The organism is Streptomyces sp. NPDC018031 (genome assembly GCF_044327625.1).
Classification (GTDB): Bacteria; Actinomycetota; Actinomycetes; order Streptomycetales; family Streptomycetaceae; genus Streptomyces.
Genome location: NZ_JBIRFT010000027.1, coordinates 16,781 through 31,002, shown reverse-complemented (window position 1 = coordinate 31,002; position 14,222 = coordinate 16,781). Strand labels below are relative to the sequence as shown.

The following is a 14,222-nucleotide window of genomic DNA, read 5'->3' as shown; positions in this document are numbered from 1 at the left end:
CTCCCAGAGCGAGGGGGCGGGTGGGGGACGGGGCGGGCCCGCCCGGGAAGGCATCCGGGCGGGCCCGTTTCACGGGACGCGGGGCTTACTTGTCCGCGTCGGCCAGGGCGGCCTCGCCGGCCTCGTCGAAGGGGTTCTCCACGAGGGCGTTGGAGTGGGTGGCCGACAGGTGGGCGAGCTGGCCCTGCTCGGCGATCGGGGTGAACACCTTGTCCTGCTCCATGAGTCGAGCTCCGTTCGGTTTCGGGTGAGTGCGCCGCCGGATCAGCGGCGCACTCGAACACTAATGAATATGATTTTCATTTCGCAAGGTGTCGGGGGAAGGAGAGAGGGTGATCCGGGTAACACACCGGCCAGCCGCCCACCGGATCGCGGCCCACCCGGCCCGCCACCCCCAGCACATCGGCGAGCAGGGCGGGGGTGACGACCTCCGCCGGCGGCCCGTCCGCGGCCACCCGCCCGTCCCGCAGTGCCACGATCCGGTCCGCGAAGCGCGCCGCGTGGCCCAGGTCGTGCAGCACCATCACCACCGTCAGGCCGCGCTCCGCGCGCAGCCGCACCACGGTCTGCAGCACCTCCAGCTGGTGCCGCAGATCGAGATAGGTGGTCGGCTCGTCCAGCAGCAGCACCCGGGTGTCCTGGGCGAGCGCCATGGCCAGCCGTACGCGCTGCCGCTCACCGCCGGACAGCGACTCCACCGGCCGGTCGCCCCACTCCGCCACCCCGACGTCCGCCATCGCTCGGGCGCACACGGCGTCGTCGCCGTCCCGCAGCATGCCCAGCGGCCCCCGTGCGGCGTACCGGCCCTGCCGCACCAACTGACGCACCGTCATACCCGGTACGGACGGCGCCTGCTGGTGCAGCAGCGCCACCCGGCGGGCGGCCGCCCGCCGGGACAGGCCCGCCAGATCGTCGCCGTCCAGCAGCACCCGGCCCGCGGCGGGCCGCAGCAGCCCGCCGCACAACCGCAGCAACGTGCTCTTGCCGCAGCCGTTGAGGCCGACCAGGGCGACGAGCTCGCCCGTTCGCACGGCCAGATCGACCCCCGACAGCACCTCGCGGCCCGGATATCCGAACCGCAGTCCCGCGGCCCGCACCATGCCCCCGGCCGCGGTCTCCGGCAAAGCGCCCACGCTCACTCCTCACTCCGGCGGCGCGCCACGATCAGCAGCAGCGCCGCGCCCACACAGGTCGTCAGGGCCCCGACCGGGACGCTCAACCGCTCCAGGTCCAGCGCCCGGGCCGCCACCCGGGAGAGCCACTGGGCGGCCGCGTCCGCACCACCCACCACCGCCGCGCCGAGCAGCGCCGCCCCGGGCAGCGCCGCCCGCAGGTCCGCCCCGAACAGCGCGAACGCCAGGTGCGGCACGAGCAGACCGACGAAGCCCAGCGCCCCGACCGCGGACACCGCCCCGGCGGTGAGCGCCACCGCGCACACCAGTGCCGCGACGCGGGCCCGCCCGGTGTCCAGTCCGGCGGCCGACGCCTGGTCGTCGCCGCACCGCAGCAGGGTCAGCGGCGCGGCCAGCGCGCAGGCCGCGACCGACCACGCCGCCGCCCACGGCCACAACAGGTGCCAGTGCTGCCACACGCGGCCCTCCGTGGACCCCACCAGCCACTGCACCACGCTGCCGAGTTCACCGGGCGCGACCAGCAGCACCATCGCGGTCAGCCCCGAAAGCACCGCGGAGACCAGCACCCCGTGCACGGCCATCTGCACCGGGTCGCCCTTCTCCCGTCCCGCGAGCAGCCACAGCAGGCCCGCTCCGGCGAACCCGCCCAGGCACGCGGCGGTCACCACGGCGGCCGGCGACTCCCAGCCGGCCAGGCCAAGCCCCGTCGCGGCGACGGCGCCGAGCACGGCGCCCGGCGTGACGCCGGTGACCTCGGGCCCGGCGAGCGGGTTGCGCAGCGCCGACTGCAGCACCGTCCCGGCGAGGCCGAGCGACGCGCCCGCGGCCAGGGCCACCAGGGTGCGCGGCAGCCGCAGGTCGAGCACGACGTGCCGGGCGATGGGATCGCCGTGGCCGCGCAGTACCTCCCACACGCCCGCGGGGGGCACCGCGCGGCCGGCGACCAGCCCGGCGACGGCGGCGGCGACGACGAGCACCGCCAGCCAGGCCGCCCGCCTGAGGTGTACCGCCGTCATCGCCGGGACCTCACCTTCAGCAGGACCACCCCGGCCGGGACGCCCAGCAGCGCCGTCCACGCGCCGACCGGTGTCTCCACCGGTGCCAGCGCCAGCCGCGCCGGCTGGTCCGCGCACGCCACGACCAGCGCGCCCCACACCGCCGACCACGGCAGCCACCCGACCGCGTCCGAGCCCGGCCGCAACAGCCGTGCCAGGTGCGGTGCGAGGAACCCGACCCAGGCGACCGGCCCGCACACCGCGACCACCGGGGCGATGAGCACCACGGAGACCGCGAGCGCGGCGAGCCGGGCGTGCCGCACCCGTACCCCCAGGGCCCGGGCGTCGTCGTCGCCGAGCCGCAGCACCCCGAGCACCGGCGCGCACAGGACCAGCGCCGGGACCGCGACCACGAGCCAGGGCCCCAGCCCCGTCACGTCGTCCCAGGTGCGCGCGGAAAGGCTGCCGAGCAGATAGCGGTAGATGAGCTGGAGGTCGAGCTGGTCGGCCAGCACCATCAGCACCAGCAGCGCGGCCTGCAGGGCCGCGGCGACGGCCGCCCCGGTGAGCAGCACCGCGGAGGGGCTGCGCCCGAACCCGGCGGCCAGCAGGGTCAGCAGACCGCCCGCCGCCGCCCCGCCGACGGCGAGCAGCGGCTGCACGGCGAGCGGCACGTTCAGCGCGAGGACCAGCGGGGCGGCGACGCCCAGCGCGGCGCCGCTGGAGACGCCGAGCATCTCCGGCACGGCCAGCGGGTTGCGCAGCGCCTCCTGGAGGACGAGTCCCGCGGCGCCCAGGCAGGCGCCGGCGACGAGCGCCAGCACCAGCCTGGGCATCCGCAACTCCCGCACGATGACGCCCGCGATGCCGTCGTCACCGAACGCGGTGGGCGGCACGTACGGGGTGCCCAGGCACAGCGCACATCCGGCCACCGCCAGCAGCACCGCCGTCGCCACGGCGGCCTGACGCAGCGAGCCGCTCACCTGAGGGCGGCCGTCGCCTCGTCGAGCACGATGCCGAGCGACCGCGTGCCGCGGCCCTTGGCCCACACCTCGGAGTCGACCTCGTGCACGGCGCCGTCGCGCACCGCCGGGATCCGGGACCACAGCGGGTTCTTGGCGAGCTTGCGGGAGAGCTTGCCGTCGGAGCCGCCGAAGGACAGGGTCTCCACGAAGATCACGTCGACCTCCCGGGTGAGGATCTCCTCCATGCTGTAGGCGCCTTCGACCCCGCGGCTCTTCCAGGGGTAGCGCCCGAGCTTGGGCATCAGGCCGGCCGCCACGTCGTTGCCGGGGGTGGCCACGCCGAAGTTCTCGTCGCTGCCGAAGACGATCAGTGCGGTCTTGCCGCTCCTGGTGCTCTCGGCCGCGGCCAGCTTGGTGCGGAACGCCTTCTCGGCGGCCTCGCCGCGGGCGGTGCGCCCGGTCAGTGCGGCGAGGTCGCGCAGGTAGCCGACGCTGTCCTGCCAACTGCCCGGCTGGACCGGCCAGAAGACGGTCGCCCCCTCGAGCGCGGGCGCGAGCTTGCCGTGGGTGTCCTGGAGGCCGATCACCAGGTCCGGCTCATGGGACAGGACCGCCTCGGCCTCCGGGGCCAGGAACCCGCCGGGCACCACCGGGATCTTCGCCGCCTTCGCCCGGCCCAGGAAGGCCGGGTGGGCGAGGAGTTCGGAGTTGGTGGCGACCGGCGTCATGCCCAGCTCGGCGAGCATGTCGTCGCACAGGGCGACCAGGCAGACCACCCGCCGCGGGGCGGCCTCGGTGGTGACGGTGACGCCCTTGGCGTCGGTGATCGACCGGGCGGCGCTGATGGGCTCGACCCTGACGTCCGTCCTGGGTCCGGCCCCGCCGCTCTCGTCGTCCGTGTCGTCGGCGGTGCTCGCACAGCCCACCAGCAGTGTTCCCAGCACGGCGGCGGCGGTCCAGCGGCGGAGGGTTCCCAGCATCCTGCGTGACATATGACTCTCGGTTCTCTGTCTCGGCCCCGGGGCGGGGGCGGGCATGCGGCGGAGGAGCCCCGGGCCGTCCCCCGCCACGCCAGTCACATGATAATCATTATCAATAATATGTCCGTCCCACCACCCCTCCAGGAGACCGCCATGCCCCTCGCCCCCCGCCTGCTGGTGGCCGATCAGGTCGCCGGATCCGTGATGGTGCTGGACCTGCCCGGCGGCCGGGTGACGGGCGCCCTGGAAGGCCGGCACCTCGCCGAACACGCCGGATTCCTCGCCCTGCCGGGCGGCCGCTGGGCCTTCGTGGACGACCTCGCCGGCGAACTCGTCGTCCTCGACCCCTACGGCCCGGACGCCGGCCGGCCGCTGGTCGCGGCGACCGCGCCGGTGGCCGTCCCCGCCGAGCACCTGGCCGCCGACCCGTCGGGACGGCGGCTCGCCGTGACCACCGGGCTGGGCCGCAACGGGCAGGCGTGGACCGACCTGCTGACCGTGGTCGACCTCGGCGCCGCCGCCGGCCCGAAGTCGGTCCGGGTCCGTACCCGGGCCGGGGAGCCCGGCGTCACGCTGCCGGCCGGCCCCGGCGGACCGCTCGTCGTGCTGCGCCACCGCGAACCCGGGTCCCTCACCGCCTACCGGCACGCCGATCTGCTGGCCGCCGCGCCCGGCTGCCCGCCCGTCACCCCCGCCCACGAGACGGAACTGCCCGACCACGACGGCCACGGCGACGCCCACGACCCGCTCACCGGACGGCTGTTCGCCGCCGCGGGCTCCGGAGTGCACCGCGCCCGGCGCGACGGCGACCGGCTCGTCGTCGAGGAACCGCTGCCCTGGGCCGGGCCGGGCCGCGGGTACTACCTGCGCCTGGACCCGGCGCGCCGGACGCTCTGGTCGTGCGTGCGCGGCGGGCCCGCCGACCCGGCGAGGTGGCCCGAGTGGACCAACGACGCCTGGTACCACGCCCTCGACCCGGGCCGCACCGGCCGCGTCCCCCTCGGCCCCGGCCTGGTCTTCCGGCTGGCCGTCGGCGCGCGCCACGTCGCGTTCGCCAGGGTGCACCCCGACGGCGACGAACTGGTCGTCCTGGACGCCGCGGCGCCACGGGTGACCGCGCGCCGGCCGCTGCCCCCCATGGACGGTGCCCCCCGGCCCGGCGGGACCCCGTGGGACGGGGTGCAGCGGCGGGCCGTCGCCGCCTCCCCGGGGGCGGACCTGACCGCCGTGACCCGCGGCGGCCACGGCGAGATCCACCTGTTCGACGGAACCGAACCGCTGGCCACCCTCACCCTCCCGATTCCGCTCGACGACGGCGGCCACCTCGCGCTGACCAGCCCGGACGACGGCGCCTGGGCCGACCCGGTGGGCCGCTGACCGCCCCGGCCGAGCCGGGCCGTCGCGGACACCACCGGCCGCCCGGTGCGCCCGCCGCCCGCCGCCCGACGGGCGGCGCGCGGACGGCGGGCTCAGGCCCGCGGGGACGGCAGCGGGACGGGTGCGCCGGCGGCGCGCTCCGGCCCGCCGTTCGCGCGGGCCCCGGTGGTGTCCTCGCCGGCCGCGGCGCCGGCGAAGACCCGGGCGGTGCCGGTTGTGGCGAGCAGTCGCCGGAGGGCCGCCGGCTGGTTCTCCAACCGCAGCAGCACGCCGGCTTCGACGGCGGTGCGGTGGACCATCAGCAGGGCCGCCAGGCCCAGGGAGTCACACCACGTCAGCCCGGCGCAGTCCAGGCGCAGCCGGCGGGGCGCCGGGTCGGTGCCCAGACAGGCCAGCGCCGCCTCGGTGAGCTGGTCGGCGGTATCCCGGTCGAGGTCGCCGACGATGCGGATGCGGGCACCACCGGCCTCGCTCACGGTCGTGTCGAGGCCGAGGGCGTCGTCCGGGGGCCCGGTCATGCGCCGTGGCGCGGGCGGAGGGCCGGAGAGGCGTCGCCGCGCAGGGCGGCGCGGCCCCGGCTGAGGAAGTCGAGGGCGCGGGGGAAGTCCTTGAGCTCCTCCTGGAGGAGGGCGAGGCCGGGGTCGAGCACCCCGGCGGGCACCCCGCGAGCCCGCAGGATGTCGCCGGTCCAGCACAGGAAGCCGGTGAACAGCCGCGCGTCGTCGGTGTAGAGCGCGGTGGCGAGGAAGTCGACGATGTGGACGACGTCCTCGGCGGTGCGCTCGCGCTGGGCGTCGGTGTAGGAGCGCATCGCCGGCAGTCGCTCCTCCAGCCCGGCCAGGGTGCTCCTCACCAACTGCCGTTTGCCGCGCCGGACGAGGGTGTACTCCTGGTCCGCCAGGTGCGGCAGGTCCTCGATGCTCTGCCGGACGGCGCCGGTCCGGGGGCGGGGCAGACCCCGGTCCAGGACGGTGGTGGCGGCGCGGGCGTCCGGGGCCCAGGCGTCGGCGCCCAGCAGCCGGGCGTAGCGGCCGTCGGTGCCGAAGGCGGCGCCGCCGGCGATGACCGGCACACCCACCGCCTGCGCCGCGGTGATGGCCGTGTGCGCGTCCGGCAGGCGGGTGGCGATCGAGGAGGACAGCGCCAGCGCGGTGGGCGCGGTCTGGTGCAGGTGGGCGATCAGGTGCGGGGTGGGGACCTGGGCGCCGAGGAAGTCCACCCGGTAGCCGCGGTGGCGCAGGACTTCGGCGAGGATCCGGGCGGGCAGCGCGTGCCACTCGCCGTCCACGCAGGCGACGGTCACCGTGCCGGTGCCGCCACCGGCCGCCGGAGTGCGGTGCGCCATGACGGCGATGATCCGGTCGTGGATGGCGGTGGCCGCGTGTTCCTGGGCGACGGTGAAGCGGTCGGCGGCCCACTCGGTGCCGACCTTGTGCTGCACGGAGGCGATGACCTCCAGCAGGACGTCCTCCGCGCCGGCTCCGGCGTCCAGGGCGGTGAACACGGCCCGGCCGGCCGCGTGCTCGTCGCGCTCGCTCACGGCCCGCCACAGCTCCTCGCGGGCCCGCCGCAGCACGGCGCCGCTGCCGGCGACGGTGATGGTGTCGGTCATTCCGGGCACCTGCCCGGAATGCGTCCGGCTACGGCTGCCGGATGCGCGGAGCGCGGGGCGGTGATCGCCATCACCGCGATGTCGTCGTGCCGGTTGCCGTCGATCCACTCGGCCACGAGCATCTGGATCCGCTCGACGACCGCCTCGGCGGGCATGCCGGCACATTCCCCCAGCGTCCGCCGCAGCCGCTCGTCGCCGAACATCGCGTCCCCCAGCGGCCCGCCCCTGGCCTCGGTGACCCCGTCGGTGAACAGCAGACACGTCTCCCCCGGACCCAGGGTCACCTCGGCGGTGGTCGACCGGACCTCCGGCAGTGCGCCGATCAGCGTGCCGGTGGTGGCCGCCTCCTCCACCGAGCCGTCGTGCCGCACGATCAGCGGCGCGGGATGGCCGGCACTGGTCAGCCGCAGGCGTGCGGCGCCGCCCCGCTCGCGCACCGAGGCCAGCACGAGGGTGGCGAACCGGGTGTGCCGGCCGTTGAGCAGGGCCCCGTTCAGCAAACGCAGCAGATTCTGGTGGTCGCCGGCGAGCGGCAGCAGCGCCTGCAGGGTGTTACGGATCTTTCCGGTCAGGACGGCCGCATCGAGGCCCTTGCCGCACACGTCCCCCAGCACCGCCAGGGTCTCCTGGTCGGCCTCCGCCCCGGGGTGCACGTCGTAGAAGTCCCCGCCGACGCGTTCGGTGTCCTTCGACGCGCGGTAGCCACCGACGTACTCCACCCCGTGCACCCGCCGCAGCGCGGGAGGCAGCAGTTCGGCCATCAGGGTGGCGGTGATACCGCTCTGCTCCTGGTACAGGCGCGCCGCGGACAGCGCAGCACCCGCACGAGCGGCGAACACCCGGGCGAAGACGTCCTCGGCGGCGTCGAACGCGGCATGGTCGCTGCGGCGCAGCAGGATCAGGGCGCCGGCCGGGACGCCGTGCCCCGGCAGGGGAGTGACCACGACCGATCCGACCGGACCGGCGAACCCGTCCGGCACCGCCCAGTCCGGCAGCGCCGCCGGATCGATCCACCGCGAGGGCACCGGCGGGAAGCCCTGCAGCGCCTCCGCCAGCCCGGGCACCTCCGACGGGTCGATCCGCACCGAGCGGTGGGTGACCACTCCGCCGGCACCGATGGTCAGCGGATGGCGCCTGCCCGACGCCGGAGCGACCAGGACGGCGGCGTCCGCCAGGTACTCGGAGGCCAGCTCCACCGCCACCTCCATGCACCGCTCGGTGTTCAGCGAGGCCAGCAGCCGCGTGGAGGCGTCGGCCAGGAAGGCGGTGCGCTCCTGCTCGCTCCGGAGCGCCGCCTGGGCCAGCAACCGGTCGGTGGCGTCGACCAGCCACCACACCACCTCCCCGCCCGGACCGAGCGTCGGGTGCGCTTCCAGCGACCACTGCCCATGCCGGCCGTGCACCGGCGCAGCCGCGTCCGCACCGCTCTCGGCGACCCGCTGATGCGCCTCCACCAGCCAACCGGGGGCCACCCCCGACAGCCACACGCCGCACGCCGATCCCGGGAACAGGGCGGCGGCCCGCGCGTTGACCTCCACGACGACGCCGGCCGCATCGACGACCAGCGCCGGATAGGGCGCCCGCATCCACGAAGCCCCCACGGACGACAACAGGCCCTGCGCCGCGCGCGAGGAGCCTTCCACACTCGTCATGATTACCAGCCCCGCATGCCGGCGGAGCTGACCACCTTCCACTGGAAGACACGGTCCGCCCAGCCTCTCGCACACCCGGCCGGTCCATCAACCCGCCTCCGGCAACCCTCACACTTCGGTCACAAGGGACCGGGAGCGCGGCACCGGCAGCCGCACTCACCGGCACCTGCCACCACGGTGCCCCGGGCGCCCCGCGCGGGCGCCTCCGCCGCCGGAACGCCGCCCACCGGCCCGCCCGGTGGCCGATCCCCGCGCCGGACGGGGGAGTCCGCCCACCGGACCGCGCGGAGCTCGAGGAAGCGGTCCTGAAGTTCCTGGGCATCGCCTCGCGGTTGGAGAAGGCAGCGCTCCGCACCCGGTGGCCACCCGCGCCCGGAACCGGGCGACGCCGGTCCGCGTCCATGCGTGCATGGCGCAAGGCGGAAGCACGATGGGCGAAGAGCCGACATGGGTGGAGCTGGTGTTCGGCTTCCTCCTCACGGCGGCCGTTCCCACGCTCATCGGAGGGGCGGTGATCCTGTCCGTCATCGGACTGGTGGTGTGGGCGACGGCACCGCTGCGCGGACGCCGGCGGTCCCGATCCGACGACGAGCCGGGGCCGATGACCCACCGGGGCTGACCGTCCGGCCCGCCGGAGCCGGCCCGGAACCGCGGTGGGCACACCGGCGGCCCCACGACCGACCGGCCCGGGGGAGAGGTCCGGTGCCACCCCGTCAGCCCGTCGGCCACCGGTGACCGCGGACGTCGCCGGTCATGGCCGGTGACGCGGAATCCGGCGCGCTTCGCGAGGTGCGCCGCTCACCGACGCGCAGTCGATGCGCCGGCGCGGCGCCCCGGTCCCCCACACGGGTCCCGGTACCCGGCCGCCGCCCGAACGGCACGCGTCGACGGGAGCCTTCGCGTCGTCCCCGACCCGCGGGCGCCTGCCGCCCGGGGCGCCGTCGTGGCGCGCGGGTCATCGCCGGAGCCGCTCCGTCTTCTCGACGGCGGCGGCGAGGCGTTCGAGGACCGGGGCGAACCCGGCGTAGCTGAAGCGCTCCTCCATCGACCACGGGGTGGTCTGGCCGGCCTTGACGGCGGGCAGCTGCCGCCAGGTGGGCTTGTCCGCCAGCTGCTCCGGGGGCAGGGCCGTGGAGCGGTTGTCGATCATGATGAGGTCGGCGTGGTACGTGCCGGCGTTCTCCCAGCTGAGGAACTCCCAGAAGCCCCACTCGTCGCTCTTCCTGCCCTCGACGAACTCCACGCCCAGGTCCTTGAAGTAGTTCAGATCGCAGTAGGAGTCGGGGACCGCGACGTACAGGCGTCCCGGGTCGGCGGTCACCGCCATCACCTTCAGGCCGCCGTTGGCCTTCGCCGCGCCGCGCAGCGTCTCGGCTGCCTTCTCGAAGCGGGCCTTGGCGTCGGTGGTCTCCTTAGTGGCTGGGTCGGCGCCGAGGGACACGGCGAGCTCCGCGGTGCGCCGGAGCGGGTCGAGCAGGGAGGTGCGGGCCACGTTGATGCCCACCGTCGGTGCGAGCGCCTCGATCTTCTTCCTGCTGTCCTCGGGGACGAACCACAGGTCCGGCGACGGGAACATGTTGCTGACCAGCAGGTCGGGCTCGAGGGAGGCGTACTTCTCGATGCTGAACTGGCCCCACTGCGTGCCCAGGCTGGTCAGCTTGGACACGTCCATGGCGCCGGCCTGCGGGTTGGGCCTGCCGTCGACCGGCCGGCTGGGCCCGAAGATCCCGGTGCACTCGATGCCGTAGTCGTACAGGGCGGCCGCGGTACTGACGAAGGCGACGATCCGCTTCGGTCTCGCGTCCAGCTCCACCGTGCGGCCGCGGTCGTCGGTGAAGGACCACGGGCCGCTGCTCCCGTGTCCGCCGGACCGGGAACCGGCGGTGTCCTTGCTGTCACCGCCGCCGCAGGCGGCGAGCAACGGGCCGAGCGCGAGGGCGCCGCCCGCGGTGAGGGCACGGCGGCGGGAGGGGTCGAACGGAGCGGAGAAGCGGGAGAACGCTGAGGGCATGCGGGCGCTACTTCCGTGCACGGGCGTGAACCCGGGGGCCGAGGGAATCCGGACACCTCCCGAAGGAGAATAAGGGGAGCCTAACCTAAGTTGATCTATGGGGGCAGGTATCGGTGGCGGACGCCCGTGCTTCCGCGCGCCCCTCCTGATGCCCATCGACGGCGCGTCGCGCCGCTACCGGCGGCGTCATGCTGTGCCAACGTGACGCCGTCGGCGGTCCACCGGCGGCAACGGAGGGACGGCCACGGCCGGGTGAAAGGGGCTGGAGATGGAACTCGAGGAGACCGGCCCGGCCTGGGGGCCCCGGCCCGAAGAGGAGGCGTACCGGCAGGCGTTCGACCTCTTCCTGGCCGGTACCGACGAGAAGACCTTCGCCCATGCCTACCTCGACGAGGTGGTGCGCCGGCTCCCCGCCCGGCGCGTGTTCCTCGACATCGGCCCCGCCGACGGCACCACGACACGCCACCTCAGCCCCGGTTTCGAGCGCACGATCTGCATCGAACCCAGTGCGCCCATGCGCCGCGCCCTGCGGGACTCCTGCCCCGGCGCCCTGGTGCTCGCCGAGCCGGTGATGGAGGCGCAACCGGACAGTGCCGCCGATCTGGTGCTGCTCTCCCACGTCCTGTACTACGTCCCCCGTCCGACGTGGACGGCGACCGTGCAGCGCATCATGGAATGGGTCGAGCCGGGCGGCCTGCTCCTGATGCTGCTCCAGAGCCCGGACAACGCCTGTATGCGCATGGTGCGTCACTTCACCGGCAGCCGCTTCGACCTGCGGGAGCTGGCGGACGAACTGGCCGCGGCGGGCACCGGGACGGCCGGCGCGATGACACTGGAGACCCTGCCGGCGTGCTACCGCAGCACCGACCTGGACGAAACCGTCGCGGTCGCCGCCTTCCTCCTCAGCGTGCCCGCCGACCTCTCCCGCGCGCCGCTGCCCCCGCACGACGCGATCGAGAGCTATGTGCGCCGCCACTTCGCCGACCCCGCCGGGGGCTTCTCCATCCCGCACGAGCAGCACGTGCTGCGTATCCGGCGCACTCGCCGCTGAGGAATGGTGCACCATGTGAAGGGCCGGTGACCCGCCCGATCATCCCGCCCAGGAGCATGGCATGACGATGGTGCACGACATCGATACCCGCGGTGCCCAGCACTGCGAGACGACGGCACTGGGAGTGCTGTTGCGGCACCAGGGACTCGACCTGTCCGAGCCCATGCTCTTCGGCCTCGGCTCCGGTCTGTCCTTCGTCTACTGGGACAGCAAGAACATGGGCTTCCCCTTCCTCGGAGGGCGGGTGAAGCCCTTCGAACTCACCAGGAACCTGGCCGCGACGCTCGGGCTGGAACTCGCGGTCCGGGAGACCACCTCCGCCCGCAGGGCCTGGGACCAGGTGTCGACCGCCATCGATGCCGGCCACCCGGTCGGACTGCAGCTCGACAGCTACCACCTGGACTACTTCGGGTCGAAGGTGCACTTCGGTGGCCATGTGGTCGCCATGTACGGCTACGACGACCACGATGCCCACCTGGTGGACACCGAACAGCAGGGCGGAGCGGTGACCACCACCCTCGCCAGCCTCGCCCAGGCCAGAGCCGCCCGCGGCCCGATGACCGCCAGGAACCGCTCCTTCACCCTCACCGCTCCGAGCGATCCGCCCGCCCCGCGGAGCCGGATCGTTCCCGCCATCACCGCCTGCGCCGACGCCTTCCTCGATCCGCCGATCGCCAACCTGGGCCACCGCGGCATCGAGAAGGCGGGCAAGCTGGTCCGCGGCTGGCTCCAGCGCGCCGACGACCCGCAACGGGACCTGCCCCAAGCCGCCCTCCTGATGGAACGGGCCGGCACCGGCGGGGCCCTGTTCCGCAACCTCTACCGCGACTTCCTCGGCGAATGCGCCCAGCTGCTCGACAGCGGCCATCTGCGCACCGGACACAGGCTGTACACCGAGGCGGCCACCGCGTGGACCGAAGTCGCCGCGCTGATCACCACGGCCGGCGTGTCCGGCGACGCGCGGTGCCTCGCCCAGGCAGGCAGCCTTCTGGGCGACCTCGCACGCCTGGAGCGCGAGGCCATGCAGGCGCTGAGCCGCCTGGGGGAGTGAGTCCCCGCGCGCACTCCGGCCCTGACCGTCCGCGGACCCGGACGACGCGGCCGGCGCCGCCGTCCCCCACCCGGGAGTCCGCCGGCACCCGGGCGTCCGCCGGCGGCACCGGCGAAACCCCGGACCGCTGCCGTCAGATGTGGAGTTCGGCCGGGAATCCGGTCCAGCGAAGGTCCCCGGGAAGGTGCCCGAGGTCGTTGTAGCAGAGCACGGCGGCGGGCCGGCCGGGCGCGTACCGGATGACGGTCAGCGCCGCATGGGCGTGGTTGAGCCCCATCCAGCGCCACTTCGGCGCGTCGAGGGCGGCCCGGACGAGCCAGCCGATGAGGAAGTTGTGGGTGACGACGAGCTCGTGGCGGGGCTCGTCACCCTCGACGGGCCCGGTGAACCGCGCGACGGCCGCCCGCGCCAGCTCGGGCCCGCGCTCACGCTCCTCGCCGGGGAACCGAGCCAGGCGTTCCAGCATGGCGTCGGCGGATTCCGGCGGCAGCTCGGCCCGCTGCGGCAGGTAGGGAACGTAGTCGCCGGCCGGCTCGGCCGACTGCGGGGGAGCGACGCCGTCCAGCCGTCCGTGGATCAGCCGGGCGGTCTCCTCCGCCCGGGGGAGCGGGCCGTGGTGCACGGCCCGCAGCGGGGTCCGCCGCAGCCGCTCCCCGAGCAGTGTGGCCTGACGGCGTCCGTTGCCGGTGAGCCTGCTCTCATCCGACGAAGCCTCACCGTGCCGGGTGAGGTACAGGTAGCGGGCGGCCGCTGCGGCCATGGGCGGGTCCTCCGGCAGGTGCGCGATCTCGCGGTCGTGCGGACAGACGCCTCCCGCCTCCCGACGGTTCCGGACCGGCGGCCGCACCGCGCGCGGACACCCGCCCGCGCCGGATTGCGCGTACCGGCCCGCCGGCCGCGGTGGCTTCCTCGAACCGTCGGACGGGTGCCGGCCGGCGGGCGCCGGCGCCGGTCCGGACGCCCGGGTGCCGCCGTGCACGAGGCCATGGGACGGTCGGCCGCCGGGCCCGCCCGCCCGGTGCGGAACGCCTCAGCCCCGCGGAGGCCGGTCCTCGTCCGGTCCCGGCCGGGTGGCGCGCCACGCCAGGAGGGCGCCACCCGCGCCGTACGCCAGGTACAGGGCCCCGTCCTCGGCGTCCCGGCGCCGCTCCGCGGACTGGTGGTGCCGCTGCTGCTCGTAGCTGCGGGTCGCCACCGGGCGGGAGCCGTCCAGCACCGAACACCCGGTGTCCCCGGGCTTCATGGGGCCCGGCCGCTCCTCCCCGTCGTCGCCCACGTTCTCTCCGGGGCACATGACCTCCGCCGAGGCCGTCAGGGAACTCACCAGGTTCCCCGCTCCCCAGATTGTGGGCACCAGAAAGAAGGCCACCAGGGCGCCCCGGTACTTCACTGAAC

14 protein-coding genes and 1 pseudogene are annotated in these 14,222 nt (G+C 75.0%); 4 read left to right on the top strand and 11 right to left on the bottom strand.

Annotation, left to right across the window (positions count from 1 at the left end):
* Positions 1-85: 85 nt before the first annotated feature.
* The 5 genes and pseudogenes from amiA to ACH4B3_RS32490 form a co-directional block, all read right to left on the bottom strand.
* Complete coding sequence (gene amiA / locus ACH4B3_RS32510) at positions 86-223, bottom strand: streptamidine family RiPP (RefSeq protein ID WP_398469067.1); 138 nt, start codon at positions 221-223, stop codon at positions 86-88.
* A 60-nt stretch (positions 224-283) separates the two neighbouring features.
* Positions 284-1,100: pseudogene (locus ACH4B3_RS32505) on the bottom strand (ABC transporter ATP-binding protein).
* 35 nt (positions 1,101-1,135) lie between these two features.
* Positions 1,136-2,149 carry a FecCD family ABC transporter permease gene (locus ACH4B3_RS32500; protein WP_398469065.1) on the bottom strand — a complete coding sequence of 338 codons (1,014 nt, stop codon included), beginning with the start codon at positions 2,147-2,149 and terminating at the stop codon, positions 1,136-1,138.
* A complete protein-coding gene (locus tag ACH4B3_RS32495; RefSeq protein ID WP_398469063.1) occupies positions 2,146-3,111 on the bottom strand; it encodes a FecCD family ABC transporter permease in 966 nt (321 codons plus the stop codon). The genes ACH4B3_RS32500 and ACH4B3_RS32495 overlap by 4 nt, the downstream gene beginning before the upstream one ends.
* Entirely contained in the window at positions 3,108-4,073 is a 966-nt protein-coding gene (locus ACH4B3_RS32490) for an ABC transporter substrate-binding protein (protein WP_398469061.1), read from the bottom strand. Before ACH4B3_RS32490 ends, ACH4B3_RS32495 begins: the two co-directional genes overlap by 4 nt.
* Before the next feature lie 153 nt (positions 4,074-4,226).
* Here ACH4B3_RS32490 and ACH4B3_RS32485 point away from each other — a divergent pair, with 153 nt between their 5' ends.
* Complete coding sequence (locus ACH4B3_RS32485; RefSeq protein ID WP_398469108.1) at positions 4,227-5,450, top strand: hypothetical protein; 1,224 nt, start codon at positions 4,227-4,229, stop codon at positions 5,448-5,450.
* A gap of 92 nt (positions 5,451-5,542) precedes the next feature.
* On the opposite strand, the gene ACH4B3_RS32480 is transcribed toward ACH4B3_RS32485, so the two are convergent.
* From ACH4B3_RS32480 to ACH4B3_RS32470, 3 genes are read right to left on the bottom strand one after another with little or no spacing between them, the layout of a single operon-like run.
* Complete coding sequence (locus ACH4B3_RS32480) at positions 5,543-5,968, bottom strand: STAS domain-containing protein (protein ID WP_398469059.1); 426 nt, start codon at positions 5,966-5,968, stop codon at positions 5,543-5,545.
* Positions 5,965-7,062, bottom strand: a complete 1,098-nt coding sequence (locus tag ACH4B3_RS32475) for a B12-binding domain-containing protein (RefSeq protein ID WP_398469057.1) — start codon at positions 7,060-7,062, stop codon at positions 5,965-5,967. Before ACH4B3_RS32475 ends, ACH4B3_RS32480 begins: the two co-directional genes overlap by 4 nt.
* Positions 7,059-8,714: a PP2C family protein-serine/threonine phosphatase gene (locus ACH4B3_RS32470; protein WP_398469055.1), complete on the bottom strand. Its 1,656-nt coding sequence runs from the start codon at positions 8,712-8,714 to the stop codon at positions 7,059-7,061. The genes ACH4B3_RS32475 and ACH4B3_RS32470 overlap by 4 nt, the downstream gene beginning before the upstream one ends.
* Before the next feature lie 409 nt (positions 8,715-9,123).
* Here ACH4B3_RS32470 and ACH4B3_RS32465 point away from each other — a divergent pair, with 409 nt between their 5' ends.
* Positions 9,124-9,333 carry a hypothetical protein gene (locus tag ACH4B3_RS32465; RefSeq protein WP_398469053.1) on the top strand — a complete coding sequence of 70 codons (210 nt, stop codon included), beginning with the start codon at positions 9,124-9,126 and terminating at the stop codon, positions 9,331-9,333.
* 336 nt (positions 9,334-9,669) lie between these two features.
* Here the strand turns inward: ACH4B3_RS32465 and ACH4B3_RS32460 are convergent, their stop codons facing one another.
* Positions 9,670-10,725 carry an ABC transporter substrate-binding protein gene (locus ACH4B3_RS32460; RefSeq protein WP_398469051.1) on the bottom strand — a complete coding sequence of 352 codons (1,056 nt, stop codon included), beginning with the start codon at positions 10,723-10,725 and terminating at the stop codon, positions 9,670-9,672.
* A 268-nt stretch (positions 10,726-10,993) separates the two neighbouring features.
* Here ACH4B3_RS32460 and ACH4B3_RS32455 point away from each other — a divergent pair, with 268 nt between their 5' ends.
* Both ACH4B3_RS32455 and ACH4B3_RS32450 read left to right on the top strand, forming a co-directional pair.
* On the top strand, positions 10,994-11,776 hold the full coding sequence (locus tag ACH4B3_RS32455) for a class I SAM-dependent methyltransferase (protein WP_398469049.1): 783 nt from the start codon (positions 10,994-10,996) through the stop codon (positions 11,774-11,776).
* A gap of 61 nt (positions 11,777-11,837) precedes the next feature.
* Positions 11,838-12,827 carry a BtrH N-terminal domain-containing protein gene (locus ACH4B3_RS32450; protein WP_398469047.1) on the top strand — a complete coding sequence of 330 codons (990 nt, stop codon included), beginning with the start codon at positions 11,838-11,840 and terminating at the stop codon, positions 12,825-12,827.
* A gap of 133 nt (positions 12,828-12,960) precedes the next feature.
* On the opposite strand, the gene ACH4B3_RS32445 is transcribed toward ACH4B3_RS32450, so the two are convergent.
* On the bottom strand, positions 12,961-13,587 hold the full coding sequence (locus ACH4B3_RS32445) for a histidine phosphatase family protein (protein ID WP_398469045.1): 627 nt from the start codon (positions 13,585-13,587) through the stop codon (positions 12,961-12,963).
* A gap of 270 nt (positions 13,588-13,857) precedes the next feature.
* Positions 13,858-14,151, bottom strand: coding sequence for a hypothetical protein (locus ACH4B3_RS32440; RefSeq protein WP_398469043.1), 294 nt, complete (start codon positions 14,149-14,151; stop codon positions 13,858-13,860).
* Positions 14,152-14,222: the final 71 nt, after the last annotated feature.